General features: G+C 49.0%; 18 protein-coding genes. 8 read left to right on the plus strand and 10 right to left on the minus strand.

Going from position 1 to position 17,504, the window contains the following annotated elements; translation table 11 throughout:
- Positions 1-27: 27 nt before the first annotated feature.
- Complete coding sequence (locus tag IE094_RS07105) at positions 28-2,061, minus strand: M3 family metallopeptidase (protein WP_189639890.1); 2,034 nt, start codon at positions 2,059-2,061, stop codon at positions 28-30.
- A 153-nt stretch (positions 2,062-2,214) separates the two neighbouring features.
- Here IE094_RS07105 and IE094_RS07110 point away from each other — a divergent pair, with 153 nt between their 5' ends.
- The 3 genes from IE094_RS07110 (at position 2,215) to IE094_RS07120 (ending at position 5,923) form a co-directional block, all read left to right on the plus strand.
- A complete protein-coding gene (locus IE094_RS07110; RefSeq protein WP_189639891.1) occupies positions 2,215-2,532 on the plus strand; it encodes a hypothetical protein in 318 nt (105 codons plus the stop codon).
- A 122-nt stretch (positions 2,533-2,654) separates the two neighbouring features.
- Positions 2,655-5,156: a GcvT family protein gene (locus tag IE094_RS07115; protein ID WP_189639892.1), complete on the plus strand. Its 2,502-nt coding sequence runs from the start codon at positions 2,655-2,657 to the stop codon at positions 5,154-5,156.
- A 47-nt stretch (positions 5,157-5,203) separates the two neighbouring features.
- Positions 5,204-5,923, plus strand: coding sequence for a hypothetical protein (locus IE094_RS07120; RefSeq protein ID WP_189639893.1), 720 nt, complete (start codon positions 5,204-5,206; stop codon positions 5,921-5,923).
- On the opposite strand, the gene IE094_RS07125 is transcribed toward IE094_RS07120, so the two are convergent.
- From IE094_RS07125 to fabA, 8 genes are all read right to left on the minus strand, one after another.
- The gene (locus IE094_RS07125; protein ID WP_189639894.1) at positions 5,924-7,123 is read right to left on the minus strand and encodes an endonuclease/exonuclease/phosphatase family protein; all 1,200 of its coding nucleotides are present in this window, start codon (positions 7,121-7,123) and stop codon (positions 5,924-5,926) included. It lies immediately after the preceding gene.
- Positions 7,120-8,103 (minus strand): threonine ammonia-lyase, encoded by a 984-nt coding sequence (locus IE094_RS07130; protein ID WP_189639895.1) that lies wholly within the window; start codon positions 8,101-8,103, stop codon positions 7,120-7,122. Before IE094_RS07130 ends, IE094_RS07125 begins: the two co-directional genes overlap by 4 nt.
- Entirely contained in the window at positions 8,100-8,924 is an 825-nt protein-coding gene (locus tag IE094_RS07135) for an alpha/beta fold hydrolase (protein WP_189639896.1), read from the minus strand. Before IE094_RS07135 ends, IE094_RS07130 begins: the two co-directional genes overlap by 4 nt.
- The gene (locus tag IE094_RS07140) at positions 8,921-9,610 is read right to left on the minus strand and encodes a haloacid dehalogenase type II (protein WP_189639897.1); all 690 of its coding nucleotides are present in this window, start codon (positions 9,608-9,610) and stop codon (positions 8,921-8,923) included. Before IE094_RS07140 ends, IE094_RS07135 begins: the two co-directional genes overlap by 4 nt.
- Before the next feature lie 67 nt (positions 9,611-9,677).
- Positions 9,678-10,454, minus strand: a complete 777-nt coding sequence (locus IE094_RS07145; RefSeq protein ID WP_189639898.1) for a metalloprotease — start codon at positions 10,452-10,454, stop codon at positions 9,678-9,680.
- 25 nt (positions 10,455-10,479) lie between these two features.
- Entirely contained in the window at positions 10,480-11,268 is a 789-nt protein-coding gene (locus tag IE094_RS07150; protein WP_189639899.1) for an enoyl-ACP reductase FabI, read from the minus strand.
- A gap of 4 nt (positions 11,269-11,272) precedes the next feature.
- The gene (fabB, locus tag IE094_RS07155) at positions 11,273-12,502 is read right to left on the minus strand and encodes a beta-ketoacyl-ACP synthase I (RefSeq protein WP_189639900.1); all 1,230 of its coding nucleotides are present in this window, start codon (positions 12,500-12,502) and stop codon (positions 11,273-11,275) included.
- Between the two features lie 25 nt (positions 12,503-12,527).
- Positions 12,528-13,034, minus strand: coding sequence for a bifunctional 3-hydroxydecanoyl-ACP dehydratase/trans-2-decenoyl-ACP isomerase (gene fabA / locus IE094_RS07160; protein ID WP_099592246.1), 507 nt, complete (start codon positions 13,032-13,034; stop codon positions 12,528-12,530).
- Positions 13,035-13,192: 158 nt separating this feature from the next.
- Between fabA and irrA the strand changes: the two genes are divergently transcribed.
- Entirely contained in the window at positions 13,193-13,609 is a 417-nt protein-coding gene (gene irrA, locus IE094_RS07165) for an iron response transcriptional regulator IrrA (protein ID WP_189639901.1), read from the plus strand.
- Positions 13,610-13,618: 9 nt separating this feature from the next.
- Here irrA and IE094_RS07170 read toward each other — a convergent pair whose 3' ends face one another.
- Positions 13,619-14,458: a hypothetical protein gene (locus IE094_RS07170; RefSeq protein WP_189639902.1), complete on the minus strand. Its 840-nt coding sequence runs from the start codon at positions 14,456-14,458 to the stop codon at positions 13,619-13,621.
- A gap of 151 nt (positions 14,459-14,609) precedes the next feature.
- On the opposite strand from IE094_RS07170, the gene IE094_RS07175 reads away from it, so the two are divergent.
- From IE094_RS07175 to IE094_RS07190, 4 genes are all read left to right on the plus strand, one after another.
- The gene (locus IE094_RS07175) at positions 14,610-15,047 is read left to right on the plus strand and encodes a Ros/MucR family transcriptional regulator (RefSeq protein ID WP_229802139.1); all 438 of its coding nucleotides are present in this window, start codon (positions 14,610-14,612) and stop codon (positions 15,045-15,047) included.
- A gap of 87 nt (positions 15,048-15,134) precedes the next feature.
- Positions 15,135-16,460 carry a tRNA (N6-isopentenyl adenosine(37)-C2)-methylthiotransferase MiaB gene (gene miaB, locus IE094_RS07180; protein ID WP_189639903.1) on the plus strand — a complete coding sequence of 442 codons (1,326 nt, stop codon included), beginning with the start codon at positions 15,135-15,137 and terminating at the stop codon, positions 16,458-16,460.
- Between the two features lie 171 nt (positions 16,461-16,631).
- The gene (locus IE094_RS07185; RefSeq protein ID WP_373295859.1) at positions 16,632-17,195 is read left to right on the plus strand and encodes an OmpA family protein; all 564 of its coding nucleotides are present in this window, start codon (positions 16,632-16,634) and stop codon (positions 17,193-17,195) included.
- Positions 17,195-17,503 carry a hypothetical protein gene (locus IE094_RS07190; protein ID WP_189639904.1) on the plus strand — a complete coding sequence of 103 codons (309 nt, stop codon included), beginning with the start codon at positions 17,195-17,197 and terminating at the stop codon, positions 17,501-17,503. The genes IE094_RS07185 and IE094_RS07190 overlap by 1 nt, the downstream gene beginning before the upstream one ends.
- Position 17,504: the final 1 nt, after the last annotated feature.

Here is a 17,504-nt window from a genome sequence, read left to right on the forward strand (position 1 = left end):
CCAAATTTCACCGCTGGGCCCGATGAATCAGGCGGTTTTATCCAACCCACGTCCCTTGAGCAATGCGTCAACCTTTGGCAATGACCCGCGAAATTCTGTGTAGAGCACATCGGCGGGTTTTGATCCGCCAACAGAATAAATGTGATTATGCAGTTTTTGCGCTGTCTTTTTGTCAAACGCATCACCTGTTTCCATGAATGCAGCGAATGCGTCGGCATCCATCACTTCTGACCACATGTATGAATAGTATGCGGATGAATATCCATCGCCGGAAAAGACATGCGCAAAATGAGGTGTCGCATGGCGCATAGTGATCGCGTTTGGCATGTCTAACGCGGCCAAAATCGCGGCTTGTTTCACCATTGGATCCGATGGCGGCGTTTCGGTGTGAAACGCGAGATCCACCAACGCACTGGCAGTGTATTCCACCGTGGCAAACCCTTGGTCAAAATTTTCAGCGGCCAACAAGCGATCCAGCAATTCACGCGGCATGGCATTGCCTGTGTCTGCGTGACGCGCGAATTGTTCCAAGACTTCTGGCACACTTAACCAGTGTTCATACAGCTGGCTGGGCAATTCAACGAAATCGCGCGCAACGGATGTGCCTGAAATGAAACCGTATGTCACATCGGACAACATAGAATGAAGAGCGTGGCCAAACTCGTGAAACAACGTGCGTGCATCGTCGAATGTTAACAAGGCTGGTTCGCCTTCTGGTGCCTTGGCAAAGTTGCAAACGTTAACAGTAATCGGGCGAATATCGACGCCATCTTGTACTGATTGCCCACGAAAGCGCGAACACCAAGCGCCAGATCGTTTTGATGATCGTGCGAAATAATCACCGATGAATACGGCCATGTGGCGACCGTCTTTTAACACTTCCCACGCGCGCGCGTCAGGGTGGTATAGCGGCACATCAAGCGGTTTGAACGTCAGGCCAAACAGTTTGGTCGCACAATCAAACGATGCCTCGATCATTTGGTCGAGCTGGAAATATGGTTTCAGCTCGCTTTCATCCAGATCATGTTCTGCCTTACGCAATTTTTCCGCGTAATATCGCCAATCCCACGGCGCCAAATCTGCGTTGATCCCATCCTCATGCATCAACTTGGTCAGCTTGGCCGCATCGGCATTTGCCGCCGCCTTGGCGGGTTCCCAAACGGCCATCAACAGATCACGTACATTCGCAGGTGTTTGTGCCATTTCCGTTTCCAATTTGAAATCAGCGAATGTGCCATAGCCCAACAAATTTGCACGTTCTTCGCGCAGTTGTAGCGTTTCTGTGACGATATCAATGTTATCCGTTTTGCCACCATTTTCGCCACGTTTCACCCATGCATTAAACGCAGTTTCGCGCAGATCACGGCGCGGGGAAAATTGCAAAAATGGCACGATCAGGCTTCGCGAGAGGGTGATCACATAACCATCTGTGTCGCGTTCCTTGGCTGCCTGTTTTGCCGCGGATTTTAGAAAACTTGGGCAACCATCCAAGTCTGTTTCTGATAATTTCATGAACCATTCGCGTTCATCCGCCAGCAAATTTTGTGTGAAATCCGTGCCCAGTTCGGCCAAACGCTGCATGATTGCGGCCAAACGTTTGCGATTATCGCCCGTAAGGTTTGCACCCGCACGCACGAACATACGGTGATAAAGTTCCAACACGCGCAATTGTTCCGCGTTCAAACCCGCAGTTTGGCGGTTTTGAAACAGGGTATCAATGCGCGCGAACAATTTTTTGTTCATCATGGTTTCTGCATGGAATGCCGCATAACGCGGGGACAAGTCACGTTGTAGCGTTTCCAATTCGGGGTTTGACACGCTGCCAACAAGGTTGTGAAAAACGCCAAGCACCCGATCCATAACGCCATCTTGATCCATGGCGCCAATCGTGTTGTCAAAACTGGGTGCATCGCCATTATTTGCAATTGCATCAATGTTTGCACGTTCCGTATCAAACGCGTGATCAAACGCAGCCGCGAAATGGTGATTTTCAATTTGATCAAATGGGGGAATGGAAAACGGTGTGTTCCATTCAGAAAGCAGGGGATTTGATTGTGTCATTGCTTGCTCCGACATTGTTTTTGTCACGATACTGCGCAGCGCCAAGATGTACCAGTCACAGAAAGGTTAATGAGTACGGATTTTTAACTGTTGTAAGGGATAGGTTGGTTGTAATGTGACCGTGTTCGCGAAATCTGTTTGTTTGGGGGTAAAATGCGAAAAGTAATTCTTGCGTTATTGTTGACCGTTTTTGTGGTCTTTACGGGCCTTACCATTTGGATGCAGTTTAATCCTGCGGTGCAATCCGAAATCAGCGAACAAACAATCACAACTGAACCTGAAGCGGCGGCAAAGGTTGCGGGAACCACTGCTGAAAGCCTTGAGCAAGATGAAAATGTGGTTAAGCCAACGCTGTGGCAACGCATCGTTGCACTGTTTCGGGGTGGAAAACCCCCTGACAAGGGATATGGTTTTAAGTATGGCGAATGCTCGCGCTGGGGCGTTGCCAATAAATGTAAGGCCAAAGATTAACTTAAATCCGTGACTGCAAATTTCCAAAATGTCGTAACAGCGATATGTCTGGTCGAGTTTTCTGCGCAAGGTTATTGTGAATCCTGCGATGAATACGCAGAATTATGCAAAAGGTAACTCCGATGAAAACCCATGTAAAAGCTCTTGTTGTTGGTGGCGGCGCGGTTGGCGCAGGGATTGCGTATCATCTGGCCAAATATGGCTGGAAAGATGTTATGTTGTTGGAACGTGACGAACTGACATCGGGTTCAACGTGGCATGCTGCGGGTTTGTTGCCCTTGTTTAACATGGGATATGCGACAACGCATCTACACGATTATTCGGTCGATTTTTATAAATCACTAGAGTCGGAAACAGGGTTAAACGCTGGGTTTTCGGTGGTCGGTAATTTGCGTATGGCGCAAACCAAGGATCGCATGGATGAATATATGCTTTATGGTTCCACAGCGGAAACTGTTGGTATCGAATATCACCGCATGACGCCCGCACAGATCAAGGAACGCTGGCCCTTGATCCGCACCGATGATCTGGAAGGGGCGATTTATCACCCAACGGACGGTTATATTAACCCCGCCGATGTGACGATGGCCATGGCCAAGGGCGCGCGCCAACGTGGTGTCACGATCGAGCGTAAATGGCAGGTTGATGGATATGAATGGACGGGGTCGGAATGGCGCGTCACCGTCACCAAAATGGTGGAAAAGGGCGGCAATTTGGTGCCATCCGATGAACAGGTTGTCATTTCGGCCGAACATGTTGTGACCGCCACGGGAAATCATGCGCAACGCACGGCGAAATTGCTGGGCATCAAAATACCCGCGATCCCCGTGGAACACCAATTTATCGTCACCGATGTTGATCCAGCATTGCAAAAATGGCGTGCGGATGGGAACCCAGAACACCCTGTCATTCGCGATGCGGATGCGCAGAGCTATGTACGCGAAGAACGCGGTGGTTGGATTTTGGGCGTTTACGAAAAAAATGCGCCAGCACGTTTTGAATATGGTGTACCTGACAGTTTTCGCGCGGATTTGTTCCCGCTGGATTTGGAACGGATCGAAGACCAATATATGGCGATGATCCACCGTATGCCATCATGTGAACAAAGCGGTCTTAAGGATGATTTTAACGGCCCTATTTGTTACACACCCGATGGCAACCCATTGGTTGGCCCCGCACCAGGATTGCGTAACATGTGGCTGGCCGAAGGGTTTAGTTTTGGCATCACTGCTGCGGGTGGTGTTGGTAATTATTTGGCGCAAATGATGGTCGAAGGCGAGGCCGAAATTGATATGGCTAGCCTTGATCCGAAACGCTATGGCTCTTGGATGACAACCGAATATGCCGCGCGTAAAAACGAAGAATGTTACGATCACGTTTATATTTTACACCACCCTGATGAGGAACGCCCAGCATGTGCCGCATTGCGCACATCCCCCGCATATGATCGCCAGAAGGCGGCGGGGGCACAATTTGGCCGCGTGAACGGGTGGGATCGCCCCAATTACTTTGGCCCCGTTGATGCCGATGAAAATTTTGATCATGATGGTCGATCATTTCGTCGTGGTGCATGGTGGGAATACGCCGTGGCAGAGGCCAAGGCGATCCGTAACGGGGTTGGATTGGTTGATGCAACCGCATTCACAAAACATGTGGTCAAAGGACCGGGTGCAACACAATTTTTGGATTGGTTTACTTGTAACAAGCTGCCAAAAATTGGCCGCATCAATCTGACATATGCGCTTACGGATCACGGCACAACGCGCACCGAATATACCATCGTGCGTAATGGTGAGGACAACTATTACCTTGTTTCTGCGGGTGCGTGGACTGCGTATGATGCGGATTATTTGCGCAAAGCGGCAGAGGATAAAGCGGGTGAATTTGGATATATCGAAATCCAAGATGTCACCACGCAATGGGGTGTATTCGCCATCGCGGGTCCAAAATCACGCGATGTGTTGAAAAAAATCATCAAGGATGCCGATCCCGAAACAGCGCTTTCAAACAAGCGGTTTCCATGGCTATCCGCGCGTCAAATCGAATTGGGCATGTGCCCTGTGAATGCCATTCGCGTGGCATATACGGGGGAATTGGGTTGGGAATTGCACCACCCGATTGAAATGCAAAATTACCTGTATGATCTGATCATGGAGGCGGGCGCTGAAAATGATATGAAACTGGTTGGTGCGCGCGCGCAAAACTGGCTCCGCCAAGAAAAATCATATCGTGCATTTGGTACGGAATTGGGGCGCGATGCCACGCCACAAGAGGCCGACTTGCCAAGGTTCATTGATCTATCCAAAGATTTCCATGGCAAAGATGCAATGCTGGAAACAGGTGTGCGTGCCAAATGTGTGACCTTGTTAATCGATGGCCCTGCGGACGCCGACCCTTGGGGGCGCGAGGCATTGTATCATGGTGATACAAAGGTTGGGCGATTAACATCAGGCGGGTATTCCGTCGCGTTCAAAAAATCCATCGGCATGGGGTATGTTTCACCTGACATGGCAACCGTTGGGCAAAAGTTGCAGGTTAACATTTTGGGTGATCGGTATGATTGTGAAATTGTTGAAGACAGCCCGTACGACCCAACAAACGCAACCATTCGTGTGGATGGTTAGGAGCAATCAACACTTGTGATCGCATGGCGTTGGGCTAAAGTCTAAATATGTTTTTAGCAATTCCCAACGCCATCATTTCCGCCATTCCTATGCTCTTGCTGGGGCTGTATATTTCAACACCAGGGTGGCATCGTGCATTAACACCTTGGGCGTTTGGCGTGACGCAAGTGGCACCTGATATTTATTCGGATGCACCTGAACGTGGGCCAGAATTTGAACGTATGGTGGCCAAGGCGAAAACAAACGCGGAAAAGTTTTTTGTAACCACACGCACCAAGCCGATTTATATCTTTTGCACGAAAAGACCGTGCCACGAAACATTTGGAAGCTATCCCACAGGATTGGCGATGGGGTTTCATCGTGTGATGATCGCGCCAAGCGGGATCAAGCAAAACATCGTTAATCATGAACAAGTACACATCGAATTGCACCGCTATGTGAATTCAACAAATTTCCTTCAACCACGTTTTCCCGCATGGTTTGACGAAGGCTTGGCCGAACATTTATCGGGGCAACCACGATTTTTTGCGCAAGTTTCTTCCAAGAGCAAATCTGATGTACAAAGTGCGATTACATTTGGCGATTGGAACACATTGGTACGGCGCAAAGGCCCAGCATATGCCTATAGTGCCGCGCAATCTTTGGTCACAAACATTATGCGTCAAACAGGGCGTGATGGAATGTTGGAAATCATTCAGACCACCAAATCACGCAGTGAGTTCATGCGGGCCTTGCCCGATGTAGCGTTAAATCGTACGCGTTTTTGATTAACTGTTATCGTCAAACAGCTGCATATGCGCCATGATCTGCCCGTGATCGGATGCCAGTTTGTTATACGGTGCCTCTGGATGTGAACCATCGGTCAGGTGATCGTTTAGCACGCTAAAATACTGCATTTCGCCGATACGGGTGTTGTTTTCTGGATTGAAATGCCGTGACATCAAAATCTGATCGATGCTTTCGTAAACCCCACCAAATGCGGATGTGTAAACCATATCCCGCATGCTTTTCTGTACGAATAGTTTTTCCGCGCTGACCATGCCAAATTTTTCGATTTTCCCACGAATGATTTCGTTTTCTTCGTCGCTATAACGATCGCTGCGATTTTTTGCGTCATGGCGGCGCATCCAAGCGTAGTTCTTGAATGGTTTTTCACCTGCGATAATCTCTGAAGAAACCGCGTGTTCGCCATCGTTATAATCGCCCAGAACCATGACGGGATTACCAAGATTCAATTCGTCGATAATTAAGCCGCGTAATACGGCAGCCTCTGCCATGCGGCGCACGGTGGCGCGCATCGCACCCATTGCACGGCCAAACGGATCGTAATTCACCAAATCCGCCTCAGGTGAAAATTCGGCACCTGCGGGTTTCAGATATTCACCGAGTTTAGATTTTAGGTGACAATTGAACACTGTCACAACATGATCACCAACGGGAATTTTCGCCTTAATGATCGGGCGCGACAAACGAGTTATGTTGAAGTGCCCTGCATCGCCACCACCAAGTTCTGGAAATTCAAATGTCAGGGGCTGATCTAGTTGCTGCACAATTTCGGGTGTTCCAGCAAATCCACGGCGCGACAGCATCGCCAAACCGGGGCGACGATGGCCCGGTTCGCCATCATGGATGTTGGGGGCAAAGAATATGTGTGCAGGATCATAAGCTTGGTAAAGCAGTTTTTTAAAAATCGCCTTGCGATGATATCGTTTTGATTTGTCGGGGATCACATCTGCATTCGCAGCAATCCCGCGTGCGTTGGTTTCATTGACCACAGCGGTCAGCGATTCAAGATCGAAAATTTCCTGAAACCCGACGATATCCGCGTTCAGTGTGAAAAGCTGATCCGCCAACCAATCTTGTTTCCATGCGTATTCTTCGGGGGTGTAGGATTCAAAACGGTAATATTCGTGATCCGCACCAATCAGGTTTTTGACGTTGAAACTGGCGATGGTAAATTGGGTCATGATTTGGTTCCAAACTTTTGCAGGGCTTGTATGAAAACGCTAGTGTCCACATTGCCACCTGTGGCAACTGCGATGACATTTTCGCTGTTCAATTCATTGCCGTGGAATAATGCAGCGGCCAATGCTGCAGCGCCCCCGGGTTCTATCACAATGCGCAAACGTTCATAGGCAAGTGCTACGGCGTGCAGGCATTCATCTTCGCTTACAACCAATCCCGCGCCGCACAGTTTTTGCATGATCGGGAATGTGATTTCACCAGGGGATGGCGTGATGATAGCATCACAAATTGATCCAGATTTACGAGCATTGGTTTCGATTTTTCCAGATGCAAGCGATCGCGCAACGTCGTCAAATTCAGCGGGTTCGCATGTGCGAGCTGTGAAATTGGGCGCACTGTTTTGTAACGCCAATGCAATCCCCGCTGTTAAACCACCTCCGCCGCAACACACCAAAACCTCGCCCTGTTCAATCCCTTGTTCGCCAGCCTGTTGGGCGATTTCCAATCCTACCGTACCTTGCCCAGCGATCACTTGGTCATTGTCATAGGGTTTGATCAGGGTCATTTTCCCATCTTGGTTCACCTGCGTTGCAACATCATCGCGGTTTTGGTTTTCGCGATCAAATAAAACCACTTCTGCGCCCAATGCGCGAGTGTTCTCGATTTTGATTTTGGGTGCATCACTTGGCATCACGATCACCGCTTTGGCGTTATGACGCGCGGCTGCAAGCGCAACACCTTGGGCGTGGTTGCCCGATGAAAACGCGATCACACCATTGGCGCGTTGTTTATCGTTTAGTGCGGACACCGCCGACCAGCCACCGCGAAATTTGAACGAACCCGTGTGTTGTAGGCATTCTGCTTTAACCCAGATATTGCGCCCTGCAATGTCGTTCAAAAATGGAGACAATAACAATGGGGTTACGCGTGCGTGACCTGCCAAACGCGACTGCGCGGCGCGGATCATATCGATGTTGCTCATGAAATGGCCTTTATGAATTTGTTGATCACATCCAAGGATTCGGGTTCATCTAAATAGGGAATATGCGCTCGTTTTTTCGCCTCGGCACAAATCATATCTGGTCGTCTTTTTTGCATTTCTGTGACGGTATCACGCGACAATAGATCGGAGTTTTCGCCACGGATCAGCGCAATAGGTTTGCCCGCGAGCTCATCAAAAAACGGCCACATATCGGGGGCGACGCTGTGATCGGCAGCCTCGATTGCGTCGCGCAATTTGGGATCATATCGCAGACGCAGCCCATCGTCGCGCTGTTCCCAGCGGTTGCGCACCTCTTGCTGCCATCTGGCGGCGGGAACATCCACGAAACCAGTTGTTATTTTGGGCAACGCGGCGGCGGCTTCGTCGTAGGTTTTGAATTTTGGGCGGCGTCCCAAAAATCCCATGATGGCGGATAATCCGTCTGGTTCCAACACAGGGCCAATATCGTTCATTAACACCCCGCGCAAACGTTCGGGTGCGGCGGCGGCCAACCCCATGCCGATCAATCCACCGCGTGACGTTCCGATAATGCCAACACTATCAAGACCCAGATGATCCAACAGTTCCACCGCATCTTGGCCCTCGCGCACAATGGAATAATTTTCGAAATTTGAATCGAAATCCGATTGCCCACGCCCACGATAATCCATCGCAATCAGACGCGCGTTTTGAATATGGGGTGTCATGTAATCAAAATCGGTACTGTTGCGCGTCAACCCAGACAGGCAGAGGATGGGAACGCCAGAACCCTGATCGCGATACGCGATTTTTAGACCGTCAGAGGTTGTGAAGAACATCATGAAAGCTGGCCAAATATTTTTGGAATATCGGTCAGATCCGACAGGATAAATTTTGGTCCGTGAGGCAGGCGATCAACGGGTTCGCCTGCGCGATTGACCCATGTGGTTTGAAACCCAAATCCAGATGCCCCTGCCACATCCCAGCCGTTCGATGATATGAACAACACGTTTTCAGGTTTACAGCCAAAGCGATCACAAACCAATTGGTAAACGGATGCATCGGGTTTGAAAACGCCAACGTCCTCGACACTAATCACGGCATCGAGCACATCAGACAGATTTGCAGATTTAACCGCACCACCAAGCATATCAGGCGACCCGTTTGATAAAATTGCGGTTTGCGTACCGGCAGATTTAAGCGCCGATAACATTTCTGGAACCTCACCGTAAGCATCAAGTTCCCAGTACAAATCCAACAAGCGTTGACGCAGCGCATCGTCGCCGTTCAGGTCACTGTTTTCCAGTGCGAAATCAAGCCCGTCTTGGGTCACTTGCCAAAAATCACAGTGTTTTTTTGTGATCGCACGTAGCCATGTATATTGCAGTTGTTTTAGTCGCCAATCATTTGCGACCGTTGGCCAGATGTCTTTTAGTTTGCTGAAACTTGGTTCCGTCGCAGCCTTTCGCGCAGCGGCGGCAACATCGAAAAGCGTGCCATAAGCATCGAAAACGCAAACTTTGATCATCTGAAAACTCCTTTATTCGGAGTAGAAAGGTTTTTATTCACAGGGTCAAACGTCTTGGCCGCAAATTTTATAACCAATTCGCGAGGAAGCTGAATCCAGCGAATAAGAAAAACACGGCGGTGAAAATATAGGCCGTCAATGCCACCAGCGCGTGTGATTTGCGCATAGGGCTTACAACAACGTAATTCACAGGTTGTAACGCAGATGGCAAAGTTATCAACGCAAACCCAAGAAGCAAATATGCACGTAGATAAAGCGCGATTGCCGCCAATGCGATGCTCATGGTGATGGTGATCGCATTGGCATATTTCGGTGCCAATTCGAGTGCCAAAATACGTGTGCAGCGCCCACCATCCAATGGCCACAGCGGGAGCAAGTTGAAAAAATTCAATGCCCCGCTAAAGCTTGCAAATACCCACAAAAAGTATCCAGCGGGTGGGTAGATTTGATAGGCATAGGGGCTAGTGAATAACGCAAGCAACGTTGGTGCAATGCAAATCGCAGGCCCCATCAACGAAATATAAAAATCTTTTAATGGGCTGTCGGGCAGGCGGTTGGATATCGCAACCCCGCCCATCAATGGGACAAGGCGAAACCGGGCATCATCATGCCCCGCCACGCGGTAGGCCGCGACATGACCAAACTCGTGGATAATCACGGTAACGATCAGCGCCGCCCCTGCATACGCCCCGATGAAATACACGGCGGCGGCCACCGCAAGCGCGCCCATGATCAAGGCATCTGGTGATGCCTCGAACGCCATTGCACGGTTGCCAGCGGTCCAGCCCCCGCGCAATATCAAAAAGGTGATGAAACAAACGCCAAGCGCGATGACAATTTCCATGCAATTCCAAACTTGGCGTTATGCTTTATAAATTTTCTGGCTGTGCCATGCCAAGCACGTGATAACCACCATCGACACAGATGATTTCACCCGTGGTGCATTCACCATAATCAGACGCCAAATATACCGCAGTACCACCAACAGATTCCAATGTTGCATTGGCGCGAAGGGGCGAATTCGCCTCTGTTGTACGGAATGTTTTGCGTGCTCCACCAATGGCGGCACCTGCAAGGGTGCGCATGGGGCCTGGGCTGATTGCGTTGACGCGAATGCCTTCTGGACCCAGATCATTGGCTAGATAACGCACGGCTGATTCCAACGCGGCCTTGGCCACACCCATGACGTTGTAAAACGGCGTGACGCGGTTTGAACCTTGATAGGTGAGGGTCAAAATCGTGCCGCCATCTGTCATCAATGGGCGTGCACGACGCGCAACCTCGATCAAGGAATAACAGGAAATATCCAACGAGTTTTTGAAGTTGGCGCGGGTGGTATCAGAAATACGCCCCGTCAATTCATTCTTGTCGGAGTAGGCAATGGCGTGCACCAGAAAATCAATCTTGCCCCATTCTTTTTCAAGGGTGGCGAACAGATTATCAAGTGACGCATCATCTTGCACATCGGCTTCTATCACGAGGTTTGAGCCAAGGCTTTCGGCCAATGGTTTCACGCGTTTGCCAAAACCATCCCCTTGATAAGTAAAGGCAAGTTCGCCACCTTGCGCCGCCATTTCGCGGGCAATACCCCAAGCGATTGATTTGTCATTGGCAACGCCCATGATCAAACCGCGTTTTCCCTGCATTAATCCTGTCATAAGATTAGCCTTTATATTTGCTGAGCAGCATCGAACCATTCGTGCCGCCAAAACCAAAACTATTGGTCATTAATGTGTCTAATCCTGCGTTTTCCACCAATGATGTGGCGATTTCAGCGGGGTCGAGCGCGGGGTCAAGGTTTTCCACGTTGATTGATGGGGCGATAAAGTCATCCTGTAGCATCAACAAACAAAAGATTGCCTCTTGTGCGCCTGTGGCACCTTGGCTGTGACCTGTCATGGATTTGGTGGAGCTGACAGGTGGCGTTGATCCTTTGCCGAACACACGACGCACGGCTTCGATTTCACCAACATCGCCAACGGGTGTCGATGTGCCATGGGCGTTGATATAGCTAACTTTGCGACCCTCTGGCAGGGTTTCAAGCGCCAAGCGCATCGCGCGTTCGCCACCTTCACCAGATGGGGCGACCATATCGTGCCCATCTGATGTCGCGGCAAAACCCGTGACCTCTGCATAGATTTTTGCACCGCGCGCAAGGGCGTGATCCAAATCTTCCAAGACAACCATGCCACCGCCGCCTGCGATCACAAACCCATCGCGATCAGCGTCAAAAGCGCGGGATGCTTTGGATGGGTCGTCGTTGTATTTTGATGACATCGCGCCCATTGCATCGAACAGGCATGACAGCGTCCAATCCAGTTCTTCGCCGCCACCTGCGAACATTACATCCTGTTTGCCCATCATGATTTGTTCGGTTGCAACGCCGATACAATGCAATGATGTGGAACAGGCAGAGGTGATCGAATAATTGATGCCCTTAATTTTAAACGCGGTGGACAGGTTTGCCGAAATGGTTGATCCCATACATTTGGGAACCGCAAACGGTCCGATGCGTTTGGGCGCACCTTTTTCCAGCACAGTTTGATGTGCCGCGAACATCGCAGATGTTGATGGACCACCAGAACCCGCAATCAAACCTGTGCGCAGATTGGATACCAATTCTTCGCCAAGTCCTGCATCGGCAATCGCTTGTTGCATCGCGATATGGGCATATGCCGCACCTGGTCCCATGAAACGTAATGTGCGTTTATCCACGTGTTCAGCGACATCAATATCGGGTTTCCCGTGAACCTGTGAGCGAAACCCACGTTCAGTATATTCAGGGGCGGCCACGATGCCAGATTTGCCAGCCTTAAGGGCGGCGGTCACTTCGGATGCGGAATTTCCGATAGACGAAACGATCCCGAGACCGGTTACAACAACTCGACGCATATGCGCTCTCCTTCGTATTGGAAGATTATTCGGCAGCGAGGCCGACTTTCATATCGCTTACTTGGTAAATCAATTCACCATCGGCCTCGACACGGCCATTCGCAACGCCAACTTTGATTTTGCGATCAATGACGCGAGTGAAATCAACGTGATATGTCAGCATTTTACGATCAGGTTTCACCATGCCAGTGAGTTTGACTTCGCCAACGCCAAGCGCCATGCCTTTGCCCAACATACCGCGCCAGCCTAGGTTAAACCCAGTAAGCTGCCATAAACCATCAAGACCAAGACAACCGGGCATAATGGGGTTTCCAGGGAAATGGCATTCGAAAAACCAAAGATCGGGTTTGATGTCAAATTCGGCAACAACATGACCTTTGCCAAATTCACCACCATCAGCGGAAATATCTGTGATGCGATCCATCATCAACATGGGCGGTGCGGGCAATTGTGCATTCCCTGGGCCAAACATTTCGCCGCGTGCACATTTCAAGAGATCCTCATAGCCAAAGCTGGTTGGTCTGTCGGTCATTTTCGCCTGTTCCTTATCGTGTTTTTGTTATGCTATTCCTATCATTGGATGATTGATGCTTGCAATAGTGGGTTGAAAACAGCGGCGATGGAAAAGAATTTGAATTTCCTTGCGATTCAAGCCATATATAGATGTGCAACTTGCGGAAATGTAATGACATGACAACGGCAGCGGAACAACGCAGTTTAGAATGGTTGAAAAGTGCAGACGTGCGCCCGACACGCCAAAGGCTTGCTTTGGCTCAATTGCTGGTGGGCGACGGAGAGAACCGTCATGTCTGTGCAGAAAGCCTCCACGAGGCAGCACAGCTTGGGGAATCTTCGGTTTCCTTGGCAACGGTTTATAACACGCTGCGCGTTTTTTGTGATGCGGGCTTGATGAATGAAATTACCGTTGATGGCCACAAGTCATATTTTGATACGCGCACGGATGAACACCCACATTACTATTGGGAAAATTCGTCCAAGGTGACGGATGCCCCCAAAGATGCGGTTAAATTTGTCAGCTTACCAAAGGCGCCCGATGGCACCGAGGTTGCCCGCATTGATGTGGTTATTCGCCTGCGCGAAAAATAGACGCCGTTGTTAAAACCACTGACCAGGTTCCATAAAACCCAGTTCCATCAATTGGTGTGATGATTTTTCGAATGGTGCGCTGCATGACCATGACAGCTTTTGAAACATGCGTTTGTCATGGGTATTGAGGTGCAGGAATTTGGTCGCGCGAAATGACGCGATCACAATTGTTGGGCTGTTGTGCCACGGTGCGCCAATTGTTCCAAACTCGGGCAGATTGCCATCCAGATTTTCATCTAATTGTAAACCAGTGACGGCTTTGAACAGATTTGTGCGATCAATGCGACGCCGATGCGGCGGGAAAAATTCCTCTAATCTCCAACGAAGCCCACCATAGGTTTCAACGTATCGCATTGGGGTTTGGTCTTGGTCGTCGCGATAATTTGCAAAATAACCAGATTTATCAAACAGCCAGTTTTCATCGTCATAACCACAGGTTTTTGGCGTGTTTTCTTCTGTGTAAAGATCAACAATCGTGCCAGCCATGCTAATTCTATTTTCTTCGTCAGCAAAACAAAGCAGATCGATGATGCTGCGCGTTTCACAAAACGGGAAATATATAAACTCACCGTTGAAACAGTGGAAAATCCATTGATTTGGAAATGCCTTTATCACCAAATTCAAAAACGTTGACACAGCGTTTGTTCGATCTGGGTCGTGATCGAAAACATGAATATCATCGGCGGGTTCCAACCGCCGTGTCGACAGCAATGTGCCCACCACAAAAATATTCGCAAAACCAACTTTGCGCAGATGTGCAACCGTATCGACAAGGCCAATATCATCTTCGGCAAAGATAATGCCAATCGGGCCAGGTTGTAATCGTATGTTCGCCAATGCTACTTTCATGATGCATTCTTTAGAGCGTTTGGCGATTGAATAAAACCGTCTCTTTTGGAAATGATTTGACCGCAAACAATTGAAAAATTGAATTCGGCGAACTTGAAACATCCAAAATACGTCTTAACTAATCTGTATTAATGTTTCGGGGAGTGTGATTGTGAAAGTTGAATTTTTTAACACAAATGAAGAAGAAATTTCAGTATCAGACACTTCCGATCTGGTCGCACAAACGGCACAGATCGTTTCGTCGTTTTTGAATTCAAGCAAGGTCGCCGCGGATGAATTGCCCTGCCTAATTCGTTCAGTGCACCAAACCTTGGAACAATTGGCACAAAGCGACGCAAACGATCGCGAAACGCAACCTCCCGCCGTTGCAATCGAGGATTCGGTAACACCTGATCACATTATCTGCCTTGAAGACGGCAAGCCGTTTAAGATGCTGAAAAAACATCTGATGGCGGTTTATGGAATGACGCCACAACAATACCGTTCAAAATGGCAGTTGGCGCATGATTACCCCATGGTTGCGCCAAACTATGCGATGAAACGCCAAGAATTGGCCAAGAAAAGCGGCTTGGGGCGTAAACGTACCTAAAATTTTGCAGCAAAGTTGCGTCTTTTTCACAAGGGGTATATGGGCAGTGTCACTGTGCGTATGCGCAACTAGATGCGGGATTCCAAAATGTCTGAACAAAAAAAGCTTTTCGTCAAAACCTATGGCTGCCAGATGAATGTGTATGATTCAGAGCGCATGGTCTCGGCACTTGGTTCTGATGGTTATACCGAGGTTGATACACCCGAAGAGGCGGATATGATCCTGTTGAACACCTGTCACATTCGTGAAAAGGCCGCAGAGAAAATTTATTCCGAATTGGGGCGTTTTCGCCCGCTGAAAAACGCAAAACCGGATTTGAAGATTGGCGTCACAGGTTGTGTGGCACAGGCCGAAGGCCAAGAAATTATCGCACGCCAACCTATGGTAGATTTGGTGGTTGGACCACAGGCGTATCACCGTTTGCCCGATATGGCGGCCAAGGTCGGAAACGGTAAAACGCTGGTTGATACCGATTTTCCCGAAGAGGACAAATTCGATCACTTGCCGCGCGGCCCCAAAATGAAACGCGCGCCATCTGCATTTTTAACGGTGCAAGAAGGTTGCGATAAGTTTTGTGCGTTTTGTGTTGTGCCTTATACGCGGGGTGCAGAGGTATCGCGCCCTGCGGAAAAAATCATGGCAGAGGCACGCGATTTGGTCGAACGTGGTGTGCGTGAAATCACGTTGTTGGGGCAAAATGTAAATGCCTATCACGGGGCGGGCGCCGATGGTGTTTGGTCGCTTGCGCGTTTGATTAATGAACTGGCAAAAATTGATGATTTGTTGCGCATTCGTTTTACGACGTCGCACCCCAATGACATGGATCAAGATTTGATCGACGCTCATGGGACACTGGATAAATTGATGCCATACTTACATTTGCCCGTTCAGGCTGGTTCGGACAAAATCCTCAAGGCAATGAACCGCAAACATACCGCCGAAAGTTACCATCAGTTGATTGAAAAAATCCGTGCAGCGCGCCCAGATATTGCGCTGTCTGGTGATTTCATCGTCGGTTTCCCAGGTGAAACCGAAGAAGATTTTCAAGCGACGTTGGATTTATGTGAAAAGGTGCGTTATGCGCAAGCCTATTCATTTAAATATTCCGAACGTCCTGGAACACCTGCCGCAGAACGCAAAACACAAGTGCCAGAGGATGTGAAATCCGAACGTTTGGCGCGGCTTCAGGCGTTGTTGTCAAAACATCAAGCAGAGTTTCAGCAAAGTTTGGTTGGAAAAACCATTCCAGTGTTGCTGGAAAAACACGGTCGTCTTGATGGACAGCTTATTGGCCGATCAGAGTATTTATTACCCGTGCATGTTTTGGCAAATGCGGAAAAAATAGGGACGATCATCAATGTAAAAGTTGAACGTTCGGATCGAAATTCGCTTTCAGCGCGAGAGGTCGGTTGATTTTTTGATACGTGATGTGCCGAAAAAGATAGCGAAGGACATTTGGTATTTAAAAACGTATCGATTATACATAGTATTAAGAGCATGGCTTGGTCACGGAGATATTTCTTATGGCATTTTTAAGCCTAAATGTTTACAAGGTCTTGACGTCTTTCAATAGGGGCTAAAAACGTGAGAAAAAATATAGGTAAAATGGCAATTCTGGCTGTCGCAAGCACATGTATTTCTGGTGCTGTATTTGCGCAATCCGATATGACCGAAACTTATGTTCCAACAATCTGGGTTGATCCAGACGGTTGTGAACATTGGGTATTTGATGATGGTTTTGAAGGTTTTATGACACCAAATGTAACGCGTGACGGCCTGCCGGTTTGTCAACGTGGTTCATTGTGTTTGGTCGAAAATAGTGACCAACTTTTCGAAACTGCATCAGCAGTGATTAGTGCAAACGGACGCGCATCATTGGAAGAATTTTTCAGAACACAAAATTCAGCAGAATATTTAATTAGTGGGCACACTGACTCTGACGGTGGCGATGCATATAACATGTCGCTTGGTCAACGTCGCGCAGATGCGGTTGCCGAAATTGCACGATCAGTTGGCGCAGGTGTCACAAAAACACGTAGCTATGGCGAACGTGTACCTGTTGCATCGAACGACACGGCCGAGGGTAAAGCACAAAACCGCCGCGTGGAAATTCAATGTGCCGCTGAAACATACGGAGGCAAATTATAATGTATAAATCAATTTTTATCGCCGCGGCCGCGACACTTGCACTGGCAGGCTGTGAAGGTGGCTCCGTTGGTGGGGTTCAAGACAAAACCAAAGACTATGGTATTGATGCCAAAGGTTTGGAACAGCTAAAAGCGGGTATCTGGGTTGATCCACATGGGTGTGACCACTGGATCATTGATGATGGCACCGAAGGATATTTGTCTGCGCGTCTTGGCCCTGATGGCAAACCTGTTTGTTCAGGCGTCGCCGTGCCAAATACCGCAACCGGTGGCTATAAATCTGGTTCAAACGTATTTGACCCAATCTAAG

Source organism: Paramylibacter ulvae (assembly GCF_014652655.1).
GTDB classification, from domain to species: Bacteria; Pseudomonadota; Alphaproteobacteria; order Rhodobacterales; family Rhodobacteraceae; genus Amylibacter; species Amylibacter ulvae.